Below are 22,239 nucleotides of genomic sequence, written 5' to 3' on the forward strand. Positions count from 1 at the left end.
CTATGAGGCGACGCGACGCCAGGCTGTTGGAAACGGACATGCTATGCTTTTGGGGTCCAGATCAAGAGCCGCATAAGCTTCACAAGCCGTACAAGCTGCGCTCATGACCGCCCGAAACGTTTCCGAGGAGAACCCTTCATGTCGATGCGAACCCGTGCTTTCCGTCAACTGACCGCCGCCGGTCTGCTGCTTGGCGCGGCGATCGGCGCCCAGGCAGCGAATCTGGGCTTCCTGAACGATACGCCGATCAGCTACATGAAGCAGCGCGACGTCGACTCAGTGAGGCAGGCCGTCTTTACCACGCTCGATCAAAAGCAGGACGGTGAAACCACCACCTGGGTCAACGAAGGCACGCGCAACAGCGTGAAGATCGATGCGACCATTCAGGTCGTGAAGACGTCCAAGGAAGGCGCGCGCACCTGTCGCGACCTCGGCATCGTTCTGAACGCGAAGGGGCAGTCGATGAACCTGCACCCGCAATTCTGCAAACAGGGCAGCGGCACCTGGCAATTGCAGAAAAAGCATTGAGCATGCAGGCAGTGCTGATCGACCACACGCGCGGGCAAGCCGCAAGCCGGGCGCGGCGCGCGCGGCGATGAGTCCGCGGGTCGTCTCGTGCGGCATCGTCCTGCTCGATCCCGAAGGGCGCGTGCTGCTCGCGCACGCCACCGAAACATCGCACTGGGACATTCCCAAAGGTCACGGCGAGGAAGGCGAGGCGCCGCACATCACCGCGCTGCGTGAGATGGTCGAGGAGACGGGGATCGCGATCGAGCCCGAGCGTCTGAAAGACCTGGGCCTTTTTGTGTATCGCCGCGACAAGGATCTGCATCTGTTTGCGGCGCGCGCGACCGCAGACGAACTCGATCTGAGTTCATGCACCTGCACGTCGCTGTTTCCGCGCCGCTCGGACGGCACGCTGATTCCGGAGATGGACGCGTATCGCTGGACCGCACCCGACGAAGTGGACAAGTACGCGAGCCGCAGCCTCGCGCGGCTCTTTCACACAACGCTTTCGCTGACGGAGTTGCATCGGTCGCTGTAGCGGCGAGCGCCGACAGATGCAAAAACAAAAGGCGTGCATCGGATGAATCCAATGCACGCCTTGATCGACCACCAGATGCGCGACTAGCGCGCTCTCAGGCCATAACACCTCAGGCCGGCTTGCCCCAACTATCGCGCAAGCTCACGATCCGGTTGAACACCGGCTTGCCCGGTTTCGAATCGACGCGGTCCGCGACGAAGTAGCCGTGCCGCTCGAACTGATAGCGCTGTTCCGGCAACGTGCCGTGCGCGCCCGGCTCGAGATAAGCGTTGACCACGCGCTTCGAATCCGGGTTCAGCGCTTCGAGGAAGTCGCGGCCGCCGGCGTCCGGTTGCGGCTCCTTGAACAGACGGTCGTAGATGCGCACTTCGGCCGGGCACGCGGCTGCCGCGCTGACCCAGTGAATGTTGCCCTTGACCTTGTAGTTGTTCGCGCCTTCGGTGCCCGACTTGCTGTCCGGGAAGTAATTGCAATGCACCGCGACGATGTTGCCGTTCTCGTCCTTCTCCGCGCTCGTGCACTCGATCACATAACCGTAGCGCAGACGCACCTTGTTGCCGGGGAACAGGCGGAAATAGCCCTTCGGCGGCGTCTCGGTGAAGTCGTCGCGCTCGATCCACAGCTCACGCGAAATCGGAAACTCGCGCACGCCTTGTTCCGGATGATGCGGATGCACCGGCGCGCTGCAGGGCTCGGTGAGGCCAACCGGGAAGTTGTCGATGATCAGCTTCAGCGGGTCGAGCACCGCGGCGATGCGCGGCGCTTTCTCGTCGAGATCGTCGCGCAGCGCGCCTTCGAACACGCTCATGTCGATCCACGAATCGACCTTCGTCACGCCGATGCGCTCGCAGAACAACTGGATCGACTCCGGCGTAAAGCCGCGCCGGCGCACGCCGACGATGGTCGGCAAGCGCGGGTCGTCCCAACCGTCGACGTGGCCTTCGTTCACGAGTTGCAGCAGCTTGCGCTTGCTGGTGATCGCGTACGTGAGGTTCAGTCGCGAGAATTCGATTTGCTGCGGCAGCGGACGCGTGAAAATGCCGGCATCGGCGAGTTCGTTCAGAATCCAGTCGTACAACGGACGATGGTCTTCGAATTCGAGCGTGCACAGCGAATGCGTGATGTTTTCGAGCGCGTCCGAGATGCAGTGCGTGTAGTCGTACATCGGGTACACGCACCACGTATCGCCGGTGCGGTAATGATGCGCGAAGCGAATGCGGTACAGCACCGGGTCGCGCATGTTGAAGTTCGGCGACGACATGTCGATCTTCGCGCGCAGCACGTGCTCGCCTTCCTTGAACTCGCCCGCCTTCATGCGGCGGAACAGGTCGAGGTTCTCTTCCACCGAACGCTCGCGGAACGGCGACGGCGTGCCGACTTCGGTGGCCGAGCCGCGGTTCGCGCGCATTTCTTCCGCCGACTGGCTGTCCACATACGCCTTGCCGCGCTGGATCAGCAGCTCGGCGAATTCGTACAGCTTGTCGTAGTAGTCGCTCGCGTAGTACAGGTGTTCCTTGCCGTCTTTCTGCCACTCGAAGCCGAGCCAGCGCACGGCGTCGATGATCGACTCGACGTATTCGACGCTTTCCTTTTCCGGATTGGTGTCGTCAAAGCGCAGATGGCACACGCCGCCATAGCTGCGCGCGACGCCGAAGTTCAGGCAGATGCTCTTCGCGTGACCAATGTGCAGATAGCCGTTCGGCTCGGGCGGAAAGCGCGTTTCGACGCGCTGGCTCCACTTGCCGGTGCGGTTGTCGTCGTCAATGATGTTGCGGATGAAATTGGATGCCGCTGGCGCGTCGTTGCGTTCGGTATTCATGCGAGATGGTGAAAGTCTGTCGGGGGCGCGCGGTGCGCTCACTTATCCGACAATTCTACCTGACGAGGCTCGATGCGGCAGGCGAGTGCGGGCCGTGGCCGACGTTTGAGCGCGGTTCGTGTGCGGTTGTGGGGATTCTAGGGCGCGCGGGAAAGCGCTGAGGCCGGCGGGAATGCTGCGCTTTTTTGTTTTTTGCGCAGGTCTCGCGGGCGGGTGCGCGGCCGTCGGCTCGCTGACACGGGGCCGATCGTGCGAGGTGCTGTGGCCGCTGGGCTCGCGGACCCGCGGCTTGACGGCTTGACGGCCGTACGGCCTCGGGGTCTTACGGCTTCGCGGCCTCGCGGCCTCGCGGCCTCGCGGCTTTACGGCCTCACGGCTTCGCGGCTTCGCGGCCTCGCGGCTTCGCGGCTTCGCGGCCTTACGGCCTCACGGCTTCGCGGCCTTACGGCCTCACGGCGCATGTGCCCCTCGCTCGCCGCCGCGCGCGCGAACCGCGCCGGCTATCGCCGGCTTGCACCGGCCGTTGCTGTTCGTGCAACATGGCGCCCTCAGTTCGTCCTCAATGCCGGAGTTTCTCGGATGCCAATGCCGACGCACGGCGCGCCTCGCGTGCCTTTCACCTTTTTCTGGCGGCGGGCCGCGGCCGCGGCGCTATTCGCCGCGCTCACCACGCTCACCGCCGGCGTACTCGCGCCCGCTCCGGCGCTCGCAAAAACGCCACCGCCCAAAGCCGTCTTCGATGCATCCGCCGTTGCGACGCCGGACCGCTTCAGCGCCGACGCCGCGCAGCAGATCTTCGCCGCGGGCGGCAACGCGGTCGATGCCGCGGTAGCCATCGCCTTCACGCTGGCCGTCACGCGCCCCGACGCGGGCAATCTCGGCGGCGGCGGGTTTATGACGCTCTTCGTCGACGGCAAGCCGTATTTCCTCGATTACCGCGAGCGCGCGCCGCAACAGGCGACCCGCGACATGTATCTCGACGACAAGGGAAACGTGGTGCCGGGCATGAGCGCCGTCGGTCATCGCGCGGTCGCGGTGCCGGGCACAGTCGACGGCACGTGGCAGGCGCAGCAGCGTTTCGGCAAGCTCAAGTGGAAGCAGGTGCTCGCGCCCGCAATCCGTTATGCCACCGACGGCTTTCAGGTCGACCCGTGGCTTCAGCAGCGGCGCGACGCCACGGCGAAAAATTTTGCCGGCAAGACCAATTTCGACGCCTACTTCTCGAGTCTGAAGGCCGGCGCCACGTATCGACAGCCCGAACTCGCGCAAACGCTCGCGCGCATTGCGAGCGACGGCGGCCGCGAGTTCTACGAAGGGCGCACCGCCGATCTGCTCGCGCAGCAGATGTACGGCCACGGCCTCGTCACCCGCGCCGATCTGCTTCAATACAAGGCCGTCTGGCGCCAGCCGCTCGCCGCGAACTGGAACGGCTATCAGGTGCTCACCGCGCCGCCGCCGGGTTCGGGCGGCGTCGGATTGATACAGATGCTCAAGATGAAGGCCAATCTGAAGCAGGCTTTCGACGGCCTCGAATTGAATTCCGCGCCGTACATTCATCTGATCGCGCAGATCGAGGACCGCGTGTTCGCCGACCGGCAGCAATACCTGGGCGACCCCGACTCGTACAAACTGCCGGTCGACAAGCTGCTCGACGACGCCTACCTCGCCCAACGCGCCGACGAAGTCAAAGCCGACGAGGTGCCGGGCGCGACGCCCGTCAAGCCGGGCCTTGGCGAAGCGCCGCCGGAAAAGGCGCAGACGACGCACTTTTCGGTCGTCGACAAATGGGGCAACGCGGTGTCGAACACGACGACGCTCGACGGCGAATTCGGCTCCGGCGTGGTGGTCGACGGCGCGGGCTTCCTGTTGAACGACGCGATGGACGACTTCGTGACGAAGCCCGGCACGGCGGGCCAGTCCGGCGCCGAACTCAACACGATATCGCCGGGCCGCCGCCCGCTTTCGTCGATGACACCGACCATCGTCCTCAAGGACAACAAAGTGTCGCTCGTGATCGGCACGCCTGGCGGCTCGCGCATTCCGACCTCGATTTTTCAGGTGATGACCGATCTGTACGACTTCAACATGACGCCCGCCGACGCGCTCGCGGCGATGCGCTTTCATCACCAGTTGCTGCCGCAAAAGACGATCTACTTCGAGCCCTACCGGCCGATTACCGGCGAACTGGCCGAGCAGTTGCAAGCGATGGGCTACGCGCTCGAAGCACAATCGTTCAACGGCGACGTGCAGATGATCCGCATCGACGGCACCATGCCCGAGCCCGCCGCCGATCCGCGCGGTATAGGAGTGGGGCGCGTGATACGTTAAATGCCACGGTAAGCGCGACGTTAAGCGCGACGTTAAGCGCGCTCGGCCGCATTCACGATTGCATCGCCAAAAACAACACGACGGGGAACACCATGAACGCACGAAAACTCAACGCACTCATCCTGCCCGGCTACCAGAACTCCGGTGCCGGGCATTGGCAGACTCGCTGGGAGGCGCTCGATCCGGCATTCACTCGCGTGCAGATGCCTGACTGGGATCATCCCGTGCGCGACGCGTGGTGCCGCGCGCTCGACGCCGCGGTCGCAGCCGTGCCAGCCGCCGACGCGCCGATCGTCTTCGCGGCCCACAGCCTTGGCTGCCTGACAGTCGCGTTCTGGGCGTCGCAGTACGCGAGCGCCGCGCAGCTTGCCAAGGTCGCCGGCGCGCTGCTGGTCGCCGTGCCCGATCCCGCCGAAGCGCAATTTCCGCAGGACGCCGTCGGCTTTGCGCCGGTACCGCTCGAGCGCCTGCCGTTCGCGAGCATCGTCGTCGCGAGCACGGACGACCCGTACGGCGGCGTGCCGTTCTCGCAAGCCTGCGCGAAAGCGTGGGGCAGCCGCTGGATCGACATCGGCCCGCGCGGGCACATCAATGCCGACAGCGGACTCGGTGACTGGCAGGACGCGCGCGACTGGTTGGCGTCGCTCGGCAAGTGAGCATGAAGGCGCATGGCCGCCATAAGCGTGAACGCGAGGCAGCCGCGCTAGATGCGTCGTGACATTGGTCCGCGCGGCTCTCCGTAGCACGCGCGCCGAACCGTCGACACGATGCTCGCCGCAATCGCGACTACATCGCTCTATCGCGCCCGCCCGTCGACGGCATGCTTCAAATCACCGCCTGGCTCCGCAACGCCGCGATCCGCGCATCGTCGTAACCGAGCACCTCGCGCAGCACGCTCTCCGTGTGTTCGCCGAGCGTCGGCGGGTGAGTGAGCGCCTGCGGCGGCGTGCCCGTCATATTGATCGGATTGCGCACCAGCTTGACGGTGCCGCCCGACGGATGCGGCAAGTCGACCTGCATGCCGCGCGCCACCACCTGCTCGTTCTCGAACACTTCGGCGAGATCGTTGATCGGACCGCACGGCACGCCCGCGGCCTCCAGCGCCGCGATCCAGTGTTGCTTGCCCTGCAGGCGGACCATCTCCGCGAGGATCGGCACGAGCACGTCGCGGTTGCGCACGCGCGCGGGGTTGGTCGCGAAACGCTCGTCATCGGCAAGATCGGGACGCCGGCCCACTTCGACGAACTTGCGGAACTGCCCGTCGTTGCCCACCGCGACGATGATCCAGCCATCGCTCGTCTGGAAGGTCTGGTACGGCACGATGTTCGGATGCGCATTGCCCCAGCGCACCGGCGGCTGACCGCTCGCGAGGTAGTTCGAATTCATGTTGGCGAGCATCGCGACCTGAACGTCGAGCAACGCCATGTCGATATATTGGCCTTCGCCCGTGCGGTCGCGGTGTGTCAGCGCGGTGAGCACCGCGATGGTCGAATACATGCCGGTCATCAGGTCGGCAATCGCCACGCCCGCCTTTTGCGGGCCGCCGCCTGGCTGACCGTCGCGCTCGCCGGTAATGCTCATGAATCCGCCGATGCCTTGCACGATGAAGTCGTAGCCCGCGCGCTGCGCATACGGTCCAGTTTGCCCGAAACCCGTCACCGAACAGTAGATGAGATCGGGCTTCACTTCTTTTAGCGACGCGTAATCGAGGCCGTATTTCTTCAACTGCCCGACCTTGTAGTTCTCGAGCACCACGTCGCTTTGCGCGGCCAGCTCGCGAATGATCCGCTGGCCTTCGGGCGATGCGATGTCGACGGTCACCGAGCGCTTGTTGCGGTTCGCCGCGAGGTAGTACGCGGCCTCGTGCGTGTCCGCGCCGTCGGGCGTCTTCAGGTACGGCGGCCCCCAGTGGCGCGTGTCGTCGCCCACGTCCGGCCGTTCTATCTTGATCACGTCGGCGCCGAAATCGGCAAGCGTCTGCGCGCACCAGGGACCGGCGAGCACGCGGGTGAGATCCAGCACGCGGATATGACTGAGAGCGCCCATGTTTGTCGATGTCTCCAATCCAGGTGGGCGGCGCGCGAGGCACCGCGGATGTGGGCAATCTTAAGCGATTGACGCGGGCCGGCGCAGTCGGCCGAACGTCATAAGACGCATGAGACGCATCAGACGCATGCCGATGTCTCACACTGCCCGGTCAAACCTGGCCGAATGGCTAACGGGCCCGCGGCGCTGCCGCGCAAGGGCGCCGATCCCGTATAATCAGTCGTTTAAGAAACAAACAGTTGGCGCATCTCACGATGCCGCCGGTAGAAGTCTGGAATAGTCAGGACCGTCCCCCGCACGCCATGAAAGCCGCCGAAATCCGCGAGAAATTCCTCAAGTTCTTCGAATCGAAGGGCCATACGATCGTTCGCTCGTCGAGCCTTGTGCCCGGCAACGACCCGACACTGCTCTTCACCAATTCGGGAATGGTGCAGTTCAAAGATGTGTTCCTCGGCGCGGAATCGCGTCCGTATTCGCGCGCCACGACCGCGCAGCGCAGCGTGCGCGCAGGCGGCAAGCACAACGACCTCGAAAACGTCGGCTACACCGCGCGTCACCACACGTTCTTCGAAATGCTGGGCAATTTCTCGTTCGGCGACTACTTCAAGCGCGACGCAATCCACTATGCGTGGGAGTTGCTGACGGGCGTCTACCAGTTGCCCAAAGACAAGCTGTGGGTCACCGTCTATCACGAAGACGACGAAGCGCACGACATCTGGGCGAAAGAAGTGGGCGTGCCGGTCGAGCGCATCATCCGTATCGGGGACAACAAGGGCGCACGTTACGCGTCGGACAATTTCTGGCAAATGGCCGACACCGGCCCGTGCGGTCCGTGCTCGGAAATTTTCTACGACCACGGCCCGGACGTGTGGGGCGGCCCGCCGGGATCGCCGGACGAAGACGGCGACCGCTACATCGAGATCTGGAATCTCGTGTTCATGCAGTTCAACCGTGACGCGCAAGGCAACATGACGCCGCTGCCCAAGCAGTGCGTCGACACCGGCATGGGCCTCGAGCGGATTGCCGCTGTCTTGCAGCACGTCCACAGCAATTACGAAATCGACCTGTTCCAGGCGCTTATCAAGGCTGCGGCACGCGAAACCGGCGTGAGCGATCTGACGAATAACTCGCTGAAGGTGATCGCCGATCACATCCGCGCATGCTCGTTCCTGATCGTCGACGGCGTGATTCCCGGCAACGAAGGCCGCGGCTACGTGCTGCGCCGTATCGTGCGCCGCGCGATCCGTCACGGCTACAAGCTCGGCAAGAAGGGTTCGTTCTTTCATCGCATGGTGGCCGACCTCGTCGCGCAAATGGGCGGCGCTTACCCCGAACTGAAGGACGCGGAACAACGCGTGACCGACGTGCTGCGTCAGGAAGAAGAGCGCTTCTTCGAGACCATCGAGCATGGCATGTCGATCCTCGACAACGCGCTCGCCGAGCTGGACAAGAAGGGCGGCAAGACGCTCGACGGCGAACTGGCGTTCAAGCTGCACGACACGTACGGCTTCCCGCTCGACCTCACGGCCGACGTGTGCCGCGAGCGCGAAGTGACGGTGGACGAAGCAGCGTTCGACGAAGCCATGGCGCGTCAGCGCGAACAGGCGCGCGCGGCCGGCAAGTTCAAGATGGCGCAGGGCCTCGAATACTCGGGCGCGAAGACCACGTTCCACGGCTACGAAGAAATCGTTTTCGACGACGCGAAGGTCGTGGCGCTGTATGTGGACGGCGCGTCGGTGCAGCAAGTCACGCACGGCCAGCAGGCCGTCGTCGTGCTCGACCATACGCCGTTCTACGCGGAATCGGGCGGCCAGGTCGGCGACCAGGGCTTGCTCGCCAACGCAAGCGTGCGCTTCGCCGTCGCGGACACGTTGAAGGTCCAGGCCGACGTGGTCGGTCATCACGGCACGCTCGAACAGGGCACGCTGAAGGTCGGCGACGTGGTGAAGGCCGAGATCGACGCAGTGCGCCGCGCGCGCACGGCTCGCAATCACTCGGCCACGCACCTGATGCACAAGGCGCTGCGCGAAGTGCTCGGTTCGCACGTGCAGCAGAAGGGCTCGCTCGTCGATCCGGACAAGACGCGCTTCGACTTCGCGCACAACGCGCCCATGACGGACGAACAGATCCGCCGCGTCGAGCAAATCGTCAACGCCGAGGTGCTGGCGAACGCGCCGGGCATCGTGCGCGTCATGCCGTTCGACGAAGCGGTGAAGGGCGGCGCGATGGCGCTGTTCGGCGAAAAATACGGCGACGAAGTGCGCGTGCTCGATCTCGGCTTCTCGCGCGAATTGTGCGGCGGCACGCACGTGCATCGCACGGGCGACATCGGTCTTTTCAAGATCGTGATGGAAGGCGGTGTGGCCGCGGGTATTCGTCGCGTGGAAGCGATTACCGGCGATAACGCCGTGCGCTTCGTGCAGGACCTCGACGCGCGCATCAACGCCGCGGCTGCGGTGCTGAAGGCGCAGCCGTCCGATCTGACGCAACGCATCACGCAGGTGCAGGACCAGGTGAAGCAGCTCGAGAAAGAACTGAGCGCGCTGAAGTCGAAGATGGCGTCGAGCCAGGGCGACGAACTGGCGGGTCAGGCAATCGAAGTCGCCGGCGTGCAGGTTCTCGCGGCAACGCTGGAAGGCGCGGACGTGAAGACGCTGCGCGAAACGGTGGACAAGCTCAAGGACAAGCTGAAGAGCGCGGCGATCGTGCTGGCTTCCGTCGAAGGCGGCAAGGTCAGTCTGATTGCCGGCGTGACGGCGGACGCGAGCAAGAAGGTCAAGGCCGGTGAACTGGTCAATTTTGTCGCGCAGCAGGTTGGCGGCAAGGGTGGCGGCCGGCCGGATATGGCTCAGGCCGGTGGCACTGAGCCGGCCAATCTGCCGGCAGCGCTGGCTGGCGTGAAGGGCTGGGTCGAAGCGCAGCTTTGATTCTGATTCGCTGGTGAGCTGCGGTTGGCTGTTTTAAGGCCGGCTGTAGAGTTCAGGAAGAGGGCCACGTAGCGCACCGGATTGTCGGCGTGGTGCGTGGCCCGATTTTTTTGCACGAGCGGCTTTGCGCAAGCGGTTGCTTGCCGGTTCGGAGCCGGTTGTGAACGCCTCACTTCGGCGTGAACCGCAATCGCTCACTGAAACAGCCGCAAACCACGCAGCGCTTCCTTCGGCGCAAAATCACGCGACGTCCGCGCCCACGTCAGCCTGAACGCGTGCATGCGCTTCGGCATCGCCAGCCACATCCGCCACATCAACGCGCCCGGCTTCCCCCAAACCCCGCACATTCTCCTGCCCCAACAGCGTCTGCTTCAACGCATTGAGCGCCGACGAAAAATGTCCGCGTCGCCAGACGAGCAGCGTTTCGATCGCGCCGATGTCCGGCAAGTCATGCACGGCGATATTGCTCGCGTCGGCGGCCAAGCCGAGCACCGACCGCGGCGCCACTGCAACGCCCGCGCCCGCCGCGACGCAAGCCACGATCGCGTGATACGAGCCGAGTTCCAGCACGCGCGCCGGCCTCACGCCGTGCTCCAGATACCAATTCTCGATGTAGGTCCGATACGCGCAGCCGCGCTCGAATGCAACCAGTGTCGACAGCGCGATGTCGCGCACTTCGCGGATCGGCCGATGCCCGCGCGGCGTCAGCATCACGAGTTCCTCCTTGAACACCGGCACCGTCTCGAATACATCGCCGAGGACCGCCGGGTCGAACGGCGTAGCCACCAGAGCGGCGTCGACGTCGAATTCGCGCACGCGCTCGATCAGCTTGCCGGTCGTGCCCGTCTCCAGTTCGAGCGCGACATCCGGCCATTGCTGGTGATACTGCGCGAGCAGGCCCGGAAGACGTGTGGCCGCGACGCTCTCCATCGTGCCCAGACGCAGGCGTCCGCGGGGACGGTCGGCGCGCACGGCATGGCGCGCTTCGTCGGCGAGAGCGAGCAGGCGTTCGGCGTAGGGCAGCAGCGTTTCACCGGCGGGCGTCAGCACAAGACGCCGCCCGTCGCGGATAAAGAGTTCCGCGCCGAGTTGCTCTTCGAGCTGCTTGATGCGTGTGGTGACGTTCGATTGCACGCGGTTGAGCTTCGCGGCGGCGCGCGTCACGCCGTTCTCGCGTACGACGGCCCGAAAAATCGTCAAGGCGGCCAGGTCCACGATTCTCTCCTAGCGATGGATGGTATCCAAATTATTCATTTTTCATGATTGGATCGTCAAGCTAATATGAGACTACCGGTGCGACTCACCGGGCCCGCGATCCCGACGCGGTTTCCACCGCTCCCTCGCCTTTCGAATGGCCGCCCATGAACGATCTCGCTTCCGACGCCCACCGCCTTCCCACCGAATCTCACGCGGCCCGGCGTGCGGCGCTTGCGTGCATGGTGACGCTCGCCGTCGCGCTCGGCGTCGGGCGGTTCGCCTTCACGCCGCTTTTGCCGCTGATGCTGCACGGCGGCGCGTTCGGTCAGCCGCCAATCGACATCGAGCACGGCGGCTGGCTCGCGTCGTTCAACTACGCGGGCTACTTTGTCGGCGCGCTCACGTGCGCGGCGTTGCGCGTGGAACCTGCACGGGTGGTGCGCGCGGGGCTCGCACTGACCGTGCTGTTGACGCTCGCGATGGGCGTCACGAGCCAGTTCTGGGTGTGGGCGGTGGTGCGCTTCGTCGCGGGCGCGGTCAGCGCGTGGACTTTCGTTTTCGCGTCGCAGTGGGGCTTGCGGCGGCTCGCCGAGCTCCGTCAACCTGCGTGGAGCGGCGTGATTTATACGGGGCCGGGCGTCGGCATCGTCGGAACGGGGCTGCTGGTGAGCGCGGCGGGCGGTTATGGCGCGACGGCGGGCTGGATCGGCTTCGGCCTGATTTCGGCGGTGCTGGCGGCAGCGGTGTGGCCGGCGTTCGGCAATGCGGCCGCGTCTGATCGTAAGGCGGCAGGGCGCGCGTCGGCGTCGTCTGCGACAGAACGGAGAGCCGACGGACCGGCCGCCGCGACGTCGGACGAAACCGGCGCAAGCCGCGCGGGCGCCACCACAACGCGACATGCAGCCATCAACAGCGGGCCGGCCACGCATCGTGCGGACGCCTTCTGGCTGGTCGTCCTGTACGGCGTGCCGGGCTTCGGCTACATCATCACCGCGACGTTCCTGCCGGTCATCGCGCGCCACGCGTTGCCCGGCTCGCCGTGGCCGGACCTGTTCTGGCCGATGTTCGGCGCGGCGCTGATGGTCGGCGCATTGCTGGCGGCGCGCCTGCCGTTGCATCTGGATAACCGCGTGCTGCTGGCGGGCAGCTACGTGCTGCAAGCCGCGGGTATCGCGCTTGGGATCGTCTGGCCGACGGCGGGCGGTTTCTCGCTCGGCAGCATTTTGATCGGCGTGCCGTTCACCGCGATCACCCTGTTCGCGATGCGCGAGGCGCGGCGTCTGCGCGGCGACGATGCAGCCGGCCTGATGGGCTACGCGACGGCCGCTTATGGCCTCGGACAGATCGTCGGCCCGCTGGTCGCCGCGCCGATCGCCGCGCACACCGGCTCGTTTTCGCTCGCGTTGTGGCTCGCGGCCGGCGCGTTGCTGGTGGGCGCGGCGGGCCTTGTCGTCGTCGCGCGGATGCCGCGTGGGCGAGGGCGGATGCCGGACTGCGGCTGCGGTTGAGCGCGCGCGGCCACGGCGGCGATGCGGCCAGGAAGAAGGCGGAACCGTCCGTCTGCAGGCTTTTGCTGCTGCGGGTCGGACTTGGCGCCTATGTCGGCTACGGTTGATGAACAAAAAGGAGCGACACGCCAACCGCCAACTGCTATCGGCCAAGCCCTACGGCAAGGAGCCTTAGCGCTGTGCGCCCAGTCGCTCCGCCTCAGCCTCGACGCGACTTCAGCGAAGCAAAGCGATACAACAAACGGCCGCCGGGCGCACTAAAATGAGCGCTTTCCGTCATCCCCGCGCGCCTGTCGCCGGCCGCGCCGCCCAGCATGCAACATTTCGCGTCCGACAACTACGCCGGCATCTGCCCCGAGGCGCTCGACGCGCTGATCGCCGCCAACAACAGCGGCCACGAACCGGCCTACGGCGACGACTCCTGGACCAGCCAGGTCTGCGACCGTCTGCGTGACCTGTTTCAGACCGACTGCGAGGTGTTCTTCGTGTTCAACGGCACGGCGGCCAACTCGCTCGCGCTGGCGTCGCTGTGCCAGTCGTACCACTCGGTGATCTGCCATGAACTCGCGCACATCGAAACCGACGAGTGCGGCGGCCCCGAATTCTTCTCCGGCGGCTCGAAGCTGCTGACGGCGCCGGGCGTTGGCGGCAAGCTCACGCCGGACGCCATCGAGGCCGTGGTCACGCGCCGCGCCGACATCCATTATCCGAAGCCCAAGGTCGTCACGCTGACGCAGTCGACGGAAGTCGGCACCGTGTACAGCGTCGACGAAGTGCGCGCGATCGCGGAGGTCGCGAGGCGGCATCGTCTGAAAGTGCATATGGACGGCGCGCGCTTTGCAAATGCGGTTGCTGCGCTGAACGTGCATCCTTCGGAGATTACGTGGCGCGCGGGCGTCGACGTGCTGTGTTTCGGCGGCACCAAGAACGGCTTGCCGGTGGGCGAGGCGGTGGTGTTCTTCGACAGAACGCTCGCCGACGACTTCGCTTACCGCCTGAAGCAGGCCGGCCAGCTTGCGTCGAAGATGCGCTTCATTTCCGCACCTTGGCTCGGTCTGCTCGATAACGACGTGTGGCTGCGCAACGCGCGTCATGCGAACGCGATGGCCGAGCTGCTGCAAACGCGCTTGCAGGACATTCCCGGCGTGAGCATCATGTTTCCGCGCGAGTCGAACGCGGTGTTCGCGCAGTTGCCCGCACGAGCCGCGAAGGCCATGCGCGAGCGCGGCTGGAAGTTCTACGAGTTCATCGGCGCGGGCGGCTGCCGGCTGATGTGCGCATGGGACACGCAGCCGGAAACGGTCGAGCGCTTCGTAGCCGAAGTGCGCGAGCTATGCGCGGCGTAAGATGGCGTGCGTCGCGCAAGGCGCGGAGGGCGCTGGAGGTGGGCGAAGTGGGCGCGGCGGCGAGCGACGCAGGCCATGCAAGCCACGCGAGCGATGCAAGGTGCGCGAGCGATGCAAGGTGCGCAAGCGATGCAAGGTGCGCAAGCGATGCAAGGTGCGCAAGCGATGCAAGGTGCGCGAGCGATGCAAGCCATGCAGGCCACTCACGCGCGGCAGGCCGCACAAGCTACGCACACCACGCACGCAAACCCTCGGGCCATGCTGCCTCAACCCATGAAAGCGACGAGCCGCGCAACACACAATGCCACACGATCTGCGCTGCGCCAAGCCGGCCTCGCCAGTCCGCAGAGCCCGTGAACCGGCGAGGCCCGCACAATAGCGACCGAGGCCCACGCAGCCCAACGCACGAAACGCACCACATGCACCCACCGCCGACCGCGACGAACCCCACAAAAAACCACTCACCATGACCGACTACCGATTCTGCCCGCGCTGCGCGACGCCTCTGATCGAGCGGGCCGACGCCGAGCATGAAGGCGGGCGCATCCGCCAGACCTGTCCCGACGAGCAATGCGGCTACGTCCACTGGAACAATCCGCTGCCGGTGGTCGCCGCGATCGTCGAATACGAAGGCAAGATTCTGCTCGCGCGCAACGCCGCGTGGGCCGAGGGCGTGTTCGCGCTGATCACCGGCTTCCTCGAAAACGGCGAGACGCCGGAGGAGGGCATTGCGCGCGAGGTGTGGGAGGAGACGTCGTTGCGCGCGGAGTCGGTTGAACTGATCGGCGTGTATGAATTCATCCGCAAGAACGAACTGATCATCGCGTATCACGTGAAGGCGCATGGCACCATTTCGCTGTCGCCCGAACTGCTCGAATACCGGCTCGTGGAACCGGCGAATCTGCGTCCCTGGCGCGCGGGCACCGGTCAGGCGCTCGGCGAATGGATGCGGCGGCGCGGTCTGCCATTTGAATTCGTCGACAAGCCGGGACAGTAAGTGCGCGCGCCGAGTTCGACGGGTTCGCCGCAAGCAGGTCTCGCAGCAGCGTCGACGAACGGCACTACGGCACTACGGCACCAATGGCACCAATGGCACCACGACAACGACTCTCCGCGATGCACCGATAAACAAAAGCGCCCCACAGCCACCTTCGTTCGAACCAACGCCCATGTCCACGACCGCATCCAAACCCCAACCCACCGCACGAAGCGCCTATCCGCATTTCCTCACCATCACCACGCGCTGGATGGACAACGACGTCTACGGTCACGTGAACAACGTCGTCTACTACAGCTACTTCGATACGGTGGTGAACGAGTATCTGATCCGCGCGGGCGTGCTCGACTTCGAGCGCGGCGCGACCATCGGACTCGTGGTCGAAACGCATTGCAATTACTTCGCGCCGCTGGTGTTTCCGGAGCGCGTCGACGCAGGCTTGCGGGTGACGCGGCTCGGTGCGTCGAGCGTGCGCTATGAAGTCGGACTCTTTCGCGAAGGCAGCGACGAAGCCGCCGCCCAAGGCCACTTCGTGCATGTGTACGTGGATCGCGTGACGCGCCGTCCGGTGAATCTGCCCGACGCACTGCGCGCGGCGCTCGAGCCGATCGGCGTTGCCATCGGCACCGCGGACTAGGCGTGCAGTCGTTCGTCATCAATCTGCTGAACGGAATCAGCTTCGGCCTGCTGCTCTTCATGCTGTCGGCGGGCTTGACGCTGATCTTCAGCATGCTCGGCGTGCTCAACTTCGCGCACGCGAGCTTCTACATGCTGGGCGCTTACGTCGGCTATTCGGTGGCGGCGCGCTTCGGTTTCTGGGCCGCGCTCGTGATCGCGCCGCTCGTCGTCGGGCTGATCGGCGCGGCGCTCGAGCGCTGGCTGTTGCGTCGCGTGCGAAGTCACGGACATCTCGCCGAGTTGCTGCTGACCTTCGGCGCGGCCTACGTGCTCGGCGAACTCGTCAAGCTCGGCTGGGGCTTGAGCCCGCTCGGCGCGAGCGTGCCGGCTGTACTCGACGGTCCGCTTTTCACGCTTTACGGCGCGACGTTTGCGCGTTATCGCGCGTTCATGATGGCGCTCTCGCTCGTCATGCTGGCGGCGCTGTACGCGGTGCTACGTGTGTCGAAGGCGGGGCTCGTGGTGCGCGCCGCGCTCACGCACGCGAGCGCCGTCGAAGCGCTCGGCCACAACGTGCCGCGCGTCTTTACCGGCGTGTTCGCGGCGGGCACGGCGTTGGCCGCGCTGGCCGGCGTGATCGGCGCGCCGCTTTCCGTCATCGAACCGTCGATGGCCGAATCGCTCGGCTCGATCGTGTTCGTCGTCGTGGTGATCGGCGGGCTCGGGTCGCTCGGCGGTGCGCTCGCGGCGTCGCTGCTGATCGGCTGCATCCAGACGCTCGCGGTCGCGAGCGACATTTCGCTCGGCGACGTGCTTGCCGTTTTCGACGCCTCGCTGCCGCGCGAATGGGACGCGCTGACGCTCGCGCAGCTTGCGCCGCTGATCCCGTATCTGCTGCTCGTCGCGATGCTGGCGTTGCGCCCGCGCGGACTCTTCGGACGGCGCGACGATCATGCGTAAGCTCTCCAGGTCAGCAACTGCAATCGCCTCGACGATAACGCCCGCCGAGCCCGATGCCCCGCATCAACGCGCGTTATGGCGCAGTCTATTACCGTGGCTCGCACTAATCCTGCTGCTTCTTGTGCCGCCGCTGTTGTCGCCGCAAAGCTGGCTGCTCGCCTATCTCGCGCAGACCGCGACGATGATCGTCTTCGCGCTTTCCTACAATCTGCTGCTCGGCGAAACGGGATTGCTGTCGTTCGGACACGCAGCGTATTCCGGCCTAGGCGCACTGATCGCCGCGCATCTGTTCAATCGCGCCGGCGTGCCGCTCGTGCTGCTCCCGCTGATCGGCGGGGCAGGGGCCGCGGTATGCGGCGCGCTGCTTGGCTTCATCTCGACGCGGCGTGCCGGCACCGCATTCGCGATGATCACGCTCGGCATTGGCGAACTGGTGGCGGCGGCCGCGTGGACCTTGCCCGACTGGTTCGGCGGCGAGGCGGGCGTCGCAATCGATCGCGCGAGCGGTCCGCCGCTCGGCGCCTTCACATTCGGCCCGGCTCGCGAGGCGTATGCGCTGATCGCGCTGTGGTGCCTGCTCGCGAGCGCGGCGATGTTCGCGCTGTCGCGCACGCCGTTCATGCGGCTTGCCAACGCGGTACGCGACAACCCGGCGCGGGCCGCGGCCATCGGCTGCTATCCGCGACGGATTCGCCACGGCGTCGTCGTGATCTCGGCGTTCTTTGCGGGCGTCGCGGGCACGCTGGCGCTCATCAATGTCGAGCTGGTGTCGACGGAAAGCGTCGGCATGGTGCGCTCGGGCTCGGTGCTGATTGCAACGGTGATCGGCGGCGCGGGCGTCTTTTTCGGGCCGGTCGTGGGCGCGGTCGTGCTGACGTTTTTCAGCGTGGCGGTGGCGAGTGTCACGCGGGCCTGGCTCTTTTATCTGGGGCTGTTCTTCATCGTGATCGTGGTCGCTGCACCGGATGGGATCGCCGGCTTCGCGCAGCGGCACCTGGCGCGGCTAACGCGCTTGGGCTGGCGCTCGTGCCGGGCCGCGTGCCTGGTCGCCTACTTGGCAGGCGCAGCGGCGATCCTGCTATGGAGCGCCGCCATCGTGCTCGCGGTGCAGTGGGCCTACGCGGCGCAATTCGGCGCGGACGAAGGCGCCGCGTTACGCATCGGCACAGCGTCTTCGCTGATCGCGTTTGGCGTGTCGTCACCCTGGCGGCTCGTCGTAGCAATTGTTGCGTTGGCAGCGTGCGGAACGCTGGCGGCGCTCGCCGCGAGCCGCGCGCAAACCCGCCTCGCCGCGCATGCCCGCGCGCTGCACAACGCCGGAGACACACGATGATCCCGGCACTCGCGCTCTACGGCGTCACAAAACGCTTCGGCTCCACGCAGATTCTGCGCGGCGTGAATCTCGCGATCGAACCGGGCGAACGTCACGCGTTGATCGGCCCAAATGGCGCGGGCAAGTCCACGCTCTTCAATCTGATTGCCGGTGGCGCGCGTCCCAACGCGGGACGCATCGACCTGTTCGGCGCGGAGATCACGCGGCTCGCGCCGGCGGCGATCGCGCGGCGCGGACTCGCGCGCAGTTTTCAGAGTACGAGCGTGTTCGCGCGCCTGAGCGTATTCGACAACCTCCGTTGCGCCGCGCTGCTCGCCGAGCGCGACCGCTTGCGCTGGTGGCAGCGTTTCGCGGGTTCATCCACGGTCGATGCGCGCGCCTCGCAGGTGCTGCACGCGGTCGGCCTCGGCGCACGCGCGCATGTGCAGGCCGCGACGCTCAGTTATGCCGAGCAGCGCGCGCTCGATCTCGGCATTGCGCTCGCGGGCGGCGCGCATACCTTGCTGCTCGACGAGCCGACGGCCGGCATGAATCGCGCGGAGGCGGCGCGCGCGATCGAACTGATTCGCGAGACCACCGCGGGCCGCACGCTGCTGATGGTCGAGCACGACATGGACGCGGTGTTCGCCATCGCCGATCGCATTTCAGTGCTTGTACAAGGGCGCATTATCGCGACCGGCACGCCCGCGGCGATTCGCGCGGATGCCGCGGTGCGCGCCGCGTATCTCGGCGAAGGTTTCGACGCATGACGCCCTTGCTCGACATTCGCGGACTCAACGCATGGTACGGTCCGAGCCAGGCATTGCATGGCGTGAACCTGCGGATCGGTGCGGGCGAAGTGCTCGCGCTCGTCGGCCGCAACGGCTCGGGACGCTCGACGCTCGCGCGGGCGCTCATGGGCCTCGTGCAGTGCGACGGCGAATTGCGCTTTAGAGACCGCTCGCTTGCCGGGCTGCGTACGTTTGAAATCGCGCGGCTCGGCATCGGCTATGTGCCGGAGCATCGCGACGTGTTTCCGACGTTGAGCGTCGGCGAAAATCTCGAACTGGGGGTTGGGCCGGGCAATAGTGGAAATATTGAACGCAATCGCGGACGCGCGCCGCGCTTTACCATCGACGATGCGTATGCGCTTTTCCCCGTTTTGCGCGAGCGCAGGCGCACGCGTGCGGGCGCGCTGTCGGGCGGCGAGCAGCAGATGCTGACGCTCGCGCGTGCGCTGCTCGGCGATCCCGATCTGCTCATAATCGACGAACCCGGCGAGGGTCTTGCGAGCCTCGTCATGCAGCAGGTCGCGCAATGTCTGCGCGTGCTGCGCGAGCGCGGCATGGCGATGCTGCTGATCGAACAGAGGCTCGTGATCGCGCGGGACATTGCGAGCCGCGTCGCGGTGATGGGTCACGGCGAAATCGTGTTCGATGGCGAACTCGATGCTTTCGTGCAGCGCACCGACGTGATGCGCGAGTGGCTCGGTGTCGGTTGAAAGGCGCGCCGTGCCGCGTTGAAAAAAACCGCGGTGCGATTAGCGTTTGAATTTGCATCGTCGATAGTCCGCTCAGGTCCGGCGCGCAAGGCATTTCGCTGACCGATCGCGGCGATTCAAACGCTTGATCGTTTGGTGAGCGTCCTCCAGAAATCTTGTCGGCAGCGCGCGGACAAATAAAGACAATTATTGAAGACCGCGCGGCGTCGGCGCGCGCAATTTGCGCGTCGAAATGCGTCGAGATGCGTCGCGGCTTCAGGAGGAGACATCATGAAAAACATACGCACGGCCCGCGAGCATGGATGGCGCGCGCCGCTTGTCGCAAGTTTCGCGCTGCTCGCCGCGGCGCTTTCCATGTCCGCGTGCGCCGACGCGAATTCGACAACCGCAAACACTGCGCCTTCCGCGGACATGCAAAACGCAAGCGCAAGCCCAACCGCAAGCCCAACCGCAAGCGCAACCGCAAGCGCAACCGCAACCGCAACCGCAACCGCAACCGCAACCGCAACCGCAACCGCAACCGCAAGCGCGCCGCACGCGCAGCCCGCTTCATCCCCACGTCCCGCGATCGAAGCCGCCAAGGCCCGACAACTCGCGTTAGAGCAAAGCATCGCGGCGCGCGTGCCCACGGCGAGCGGCATGAGCATCAAGCGCAGCCGCGCGCTCACGCTGCGCGACTCGGGCATCGACGGCTCGCTGATGTTCGCGCGCGATGTCGACTTTCGCGTGACCGGCGACATCGGCTTCATGATTCACGACATGGCGGCGACGCTCGTGCCGACGCACGCGGGCGAGCCCATCGTTTTCGACGATCCGACGAGCGTGACGATCGACGTTCATCGCGGCGAAGTCACGCTCGACAGCGCAAAGCTCACGGCGATCTTCGACCGTTATCTGTTCCAGTACCAAGGCTCGCCGCTGCGCAATATGCGCGTGGTGCCGCAAGACGGCGGCAGCTTGCGCATAACCGGCGAGATGCATCGCGATACGTGGGTGCCGATCGTGCTGTCCGGATCGCTTGCGATGCGCGGCGCGGACGAACTCGTGTTCCATGCCGATCACGTCGAAGTCGCGGGCGTGGCCGCCGACCGGTTGATGCAGGCCGCGCACGTGAAGATGGCCGATCTGCTGAAAGTCGATACGCCGATTGCGCGGCTCGACGGCGACGACGTCGTGATGCAGGTCGCAAAGCTCACGCCGCCGCCCGCGCTGCGCATGCGCATCACGCGCATCGACACGAGCGCGGCGGGCGTGCGCTTCACGCTGGACGACGGCACGCTGCCCAACATCGACTGGCCCGCGAACATGCCCGCGCGCGGCATGCTGGTGCAAGGCGGCGACGTGAAGTTCATGCGCTCGATGCCGATGAATATCGACATGGCGCTGACGCCCATCGATAGAAGCGCGCCGTTCTTGCTCGATCTGTACCACTATCGCGAGCAGATGGCCGCCGGCTATTTCACTTTCGGCGAAGCCGGCGCGCTCGACGTGCATCTGCCTTCATACGCGACGCTCGCGAGCGCGGCAAAAGAGCCGCCGCTGCGGATCGGCATCGGCATCGGCAGCGCGAGTGCGCGCTTTAACGACAGCCTGATTCGCGCGCAGCAGGCGTCGCTGGCGCAGGCGCGGCTCGTGTGGCAACGTGCGCCGCAGAGTGTGCAACACGCGTCGGCCGCGCATGCGATGCCTGTCAGTCTGCGTACGGGGTTGTCTCGCGGCAGCCAGGACGCTGCAACGCTCACACCCAACGACGAACGTCGTTCGACAGGTCCCACCCCGCTGATCCACGTCGAAAACGTCGACTTCTACGTGGCCGGGCGCATCGGCTTTCACGTGCGTTCGCTCGACGCGCAGATGGTCCCGAAGACGCCTGGCCAACCGGTCGATCTCGACAATCCGGACCAGTACGACATACGCATCATCGGCGGCGAAGTAGTCGAACCCTGGCCGGCGATGGCCGCGCTCTTCAACGATTATCTGCTCGATTACGAGCCGCGCTCGCTTAACGACCTGCAACTGAAACCGGTCGACGGCAAGCTGCAAGTCACGGGCGGCATCAAGTTGTGGAATCACTTTCCGGGCGTATGGCTGCCGACGACGATGAGCGGCACAATCGTCGCGCGAGACGAGCGGCATCTCGTGTACGAGCCGGCGTCGGTGAAGGTGCTTGGCGTGCCGCAGGCGGGACTGCTGCGCGCGCTCGACATTCCGCTTGCGTCGTTGACGCCGTTCACGCGCAAGGGCGTCGCGCTCGAAGGCAACCAGCTCGTGTTCGATCAGTACACCGTGTTTCCACCGCCGGTCTTGCAAGGGCGTCTTGCAAGCGCCACGGTCACGGACGAGGGCCTCGTGCTGAAGTTCAAGCGCGAAGCCGGCATTGCTGTCGCGCGGCCGCCCGCCAACGCTACGAAGAGCTACGTATGGATCGAATCGGGCGACGTGAAGATGTTCAACTCGCTCGTCACGAACGCGCGAACTTTCATCAGCGACAGCTCGAACCCCGGCGTGATGAAGTTCGATTTATACGGCTATCGCAGGGACGTTTCGAAGGGCACGGTAAAAATGAGCACGGACGGCGCGCTCGGCGTGGATCTCGCCGCGCGAGGCAAATAAGAGCGCGCCTGCCTCGCGAAAC

17 protein-coding genes are annotated in these 22,239 nt (G+C 65.5%); 14 read left to right on the forward strand and 3 right to left on the reverse strand.

Features of this window, described 5'->3' with window-relative positions; all coding sequences use genetic code 11:
• The first annotated feature begins 138 nt into the window (after positions 1–138).
• Both AB6809_RS05815 and AB6809_RS05820 read left to right on the forward strand, forming a co-directional pair.
• Positions 139–528, forward strand: a complete 390-nt coding sequence (locus tag AB6809_RS05815; protein ID WP_006052010.1) for a hypothetical protein — start codon at positions 139–141, stop codon at positions 526–528.
• A 67-nt stretch (positions 529–595) separates the two neighbouring features.
• Positions 596–1,045 (forward strand): NUDIX hydrolase, encoded by a 450-nt coding sequence (locus tag AB6809_RS05820; protein WP_029967715.1) that lies wholly within the window; start codon positions 596–598, stop codon positions 1,043–1,045.
• Positions 1,046–1,154: 109 nt separating this feature from the next.
• Here AB6809_RS05820 and AB6809_RS05825 read toward each other — a convergent pair whose 3' ends face one another.
• Complete coding sequence (locus AB6809_RS05825; protein WP_006052012.1) at positions 1,155–2,864, reverse strand: glutamine--tRNA ligase/YqeY domain fusion protein; 1,710 nt, start codon at positions 2,862–2,864, stop codon at positions 1,155–1,157.
• 579 nt (positions 2,865–3,443) lie between these two features.
• On the opposite strand from AB6809_RS05825, the gene ggt reads away from it, so the two are divergent.
• Together ggt and AB6809_RS05835 are read left to right on the forward strand one after the other, a co-directional pair.
• On the forward strand, positions 3,444–5,192 hold the full coding sequence (ggt, locus tag AB6809_RS05830) for a gamma-glutamyltransferase (protein WP_029967714.1): 1,749 nt from the start codon (positions 3,444–3,446) through the stop codon (positions 5,190–5,192).
• 92 nt (positions 5,193–5,284) lie between these two features.
• A complete protein-coding gene (locus AB6809_RS05835) occupies positions 5,285–5,848 on the forward strand; it encodes an alpha/beta hydrolase (RefSeq protein WP_029967713.1) in 564 nt (187 codons plus the stop codon).
• Positions 5,849–6,017: 169 nt separating this feature from the next.
• On the opposite strand, the gene AB6809_RS05840 is transcribed toward AB6809_RS05835, so the two are convergent.
• Positions 6,018–7,238 (reverse strand): CaiB/BaiF CoA-transferase family protein, encoded by a 1,221-nt coding sequence (locus AB6809_RS05840; RefSeq protein ID WP_029967712.1) that lies wholly within the window; start codon positions 7,236–7,238, stop codon positions 6,018–6,020.
• Positions 7,239–7,540: 302 nt separating this feature from the next.
• Here AB6809_RS05840 and alaS point away from each other — a divergent pair, with 302 nt between their 5' ends.
• Positions 7,541–10,165, forward strand: coding sequence for an alanine--tRNA ligase (alaS, locus tag AB6809_RS05845; RefSeq protein WP_371026066.1), 2,625 nt, complete (start codon positions 7,541–7,543; stop codon positions 10,163–10,165).
• A 240-nt stretch (positions 10,166–10,405) separates the two neighbouring features.
• On the opposite strand, the gene AB6809_RS05850 is transcribed toward alaS, so the two are convergent.
• Positions 10,406–11,380, reverse strand: coding sequence for a LysR family transcriptional regulator (locus AB6809_RS05850; RefSeq protein ID WP_029967709.1), 975 nt, complete (start codon positions 11,378–11,380; stop codon positions 10,406–10,408).
• A gap of 146 nt (positions 11,381–11,526) precedes the next feature.
• Here AB6809_RS05850 and AB6809_RS05855 point away from each other — a divergent pair, with 146 nt between their 5' ends.
• The 9 genes from AB6809_RS05855 to AB6809_RS05895 all read left to right on the forward strand — a co-directional run bounded on the left by AB6809_RS05855 (position 11,527) and on the right by AB6809_RS05895 (position 22,217).
• Positions 11,527–12,870 (forward strand): YbfB/YjiJ family MFS transporter, encoded by a 1,344-nt coding sequence (locus tag AB6809_RS05855; protein WP_029967707.1) that lies wholly within the window; start codon positions 11,527–11,529, stop codon positions 12,868–12,870.
• Positions 12,871–13,184: 314 nt separating this feature from the next.
• Entirely contained in the window at positions 13,185–14,216 is a 1,032-nt protein-coding gene (locus tag AB6809_RS05860) for a low specificity L-threonine aldolase (RefSeq protein ID WP_006052021.1), read from the forward strand.
• Positions 14,217–14,682: 466 nt separating this feature from the next.
• The gene (locus AB6809_RS05865) at positions 14,683–15,213 is read left to right on the forward strand and encodes an NUDIX domain-containing protein (RefSeq protein ID WP_371026067.1); all 531 of its coding nucleotides are present in this window, start codon (positions 14,683–14,685) and stop codon (positions 15,211–15,213) included.
• A gap of 172 nt (positions 15,214–15,385) precedes the next feature.
• Positions 15,386–15,850 carry a thioesterase family protein gene (locus AB6809_RS05870; RefSeq protein WP_029967703.1) on the forward strand — a complete coding sequence of 155 codons (465 nt, stop codon included), beginning with the start codon at positions 15,386–15,388 and terminating at the stop codon, positions 15,848–15,850.
• A gap of 2 nt (positions 15,851–15,852) precedes the next feature.
• Positions 15,853–16,791, forward strand: a complete 939-nt coding sequence (locus tag AB6809_RS05875; protein WP_371026068.1) for a branched-chain amino acid ABC transporter permease — start codon at positions 15,853–15,855, stop codon at positions 16,789–16,791.
• A complete protein-coding gene (locus tag AB6809_RS05880) occupies positions 16,784–18,124 on the forward strand; it encodes a branched-chain amino acid ABC transporter permease (protein ID WP_029967699.1) in 1,341 nt (446 codons plus the stop codon). Before AB6809_RS05875 ends, AB6809_RS05880 begins: the two co-directional genes overlap by 8 nt.
• Complete coding sequence (locus AB6809_RS05885) at positions 18,121–18,873, forward strand: ABC transporter ATP-binding protein (RefSeq protein WP_029967697.1); 753 nt, start codon at positions 18,121–18,123, stop codon at positions 18,871–18,873. Before AB6809_RS05880 ends, AB6809_RS05885 begins: the two co-directional genes overlap by 4 nt.
• Positions 18,870–19,604 carry an ABC transporter ATP-binding protein gene (locus AB6809_RS05890; protein WP_029967694.1) on the forward strand — a complete coding sequence of 245 codons (735 nt, stop codon included), beginning with the start codon at positions 18,870–18,872 and terminating at the stop codon, positions 19,602–19,604. Before AB6809_RS05885 ends, AB6809_RS05890 begins: the two co-directional genes overlap by 4 nt.
• 270 nt (positions 19,605–19,874) lie before the next feature.
• A complete protein-coding gene (locus AB6809_RS05895; RefSeq protein ID WP_371026070.1) occupies positions 19,875–22,217 on the forward strand; it encodes a hypothetical protein in 2,343 nt (780 codons plus the stop codon).
• The last annotated feature ends 22 nt before the right edge of the window (positions 22,218–22,239 follow it).

The sequence above is a fragment of the Paraburkholderia sp. RCC_158 genome, assembly GCF_041355255.1.
GTDB classification, from domain to species: domain Bacteria; phylum Pseudomonadota; class Gammaproteobacteria; order Burkholderiales; family Burkholderiaceae; genus Paraburkholderia; species Paraburkholderia graminis.

Coding starts and splice junctions, on each gene's coding strand:
- AB6809_RS05895 (WP_371026070.1), top strand. CDS start 19,875: ATGAAAAACATACGCACGGCCCGCGAGCATGGATGGCGCGCGCCGCTT.
- AB6809_RS05890 (WP_029967694.1), top strand. CDS start 18,870: ATGACGCCCTTGCTCGACATTCGCGGACTCAACGCATGGTACGGTCCG.
- ggt (WP_029967714.1), top strand. CDS start 3,444: ATGCCAATGCCGACGCACGGCGCGCCTCGCGTGCCTTTCACCTTTTTC.
- alaS (WP_371026066.1), top strand. CDS start 7,541: ATGAAAGCCGCCGAAATCCGCGAGAAATTCCTCAAGTTCTTCGAATCG.
- AB6809_RS05835 (WP_029967713.1), top strand. CDS start 5,285: ATGAACGCACGAAAACTCAACGCACTCATCCTGCCCGGCTACCAGAAC.
- AB6809_RS05860 (WP_006052021.1), top strand. CDS start 13,185: ATGCAACATTTCGCGTCCGACAACTACGCCGGCATCTGCCCCGAGGCG.
- AB6809_RS05840 (WP_029967712.1), bottom strand. CDS start 7,238: ATGGGCGCTCTCAGTCATATCCGCGTGCTGGATCTCACCCGCGTGCTC.
- AB6809_RS05815 (WP_006052010.1), top strand. CDS start 139: ATGTCGATGCGAACCCGTGCTTTCCGTCAACTGACCGCCGCCGGTCTG.
- AB6809_RS05885 (WP_029967697.1), top strand. CDS start 18,121: ATGATCCCGGCACTCGCGCTCTACGGCGTCACAAAACGCTTCGGCTCC.
- AB6809_RS05825 (WP_006052012.1), bottom strand. CDS start 2,864: ATGAATACCGAACGCAACGACGCGCCAGCGGCATCCAATTTCATCCGC.
- AB6809_RS05870 (WP_029967703.1), top strand. CDS start 15,386: ATGTCCACGACCGCATCCAAACCCCAACCCACCGCACGAAGCGCCTAT.
- AB6809_RS05855 (WP_029967707.1), top strand. CDS start 11,527: ATGAACGATCTCGCTTCCGACGCCCACCGCCTTCCCACCGAATCTCAC.
- AB6809_RS05820 (WP_029967715.1), top strand. CDS start 596: ATGAGTCCGCGGGTCGTCTCGTGCGGCATCGTCCTGCTCGATCCCGAA.
- AB6809_RS05865 (WP_371026067.1), top strand. CDS start 14,683: ATGACCGACTACCGATTCTGCCCGCGCTGCGCGACGCCTCTGATCGAG.
- AB6809_RS05880 (WP_029967699.1), top strand. CDS start 16,784: ATGCGTAAGCTCTCCAGGTCAGCAACTGCAATCGCCTCGACGATAACG.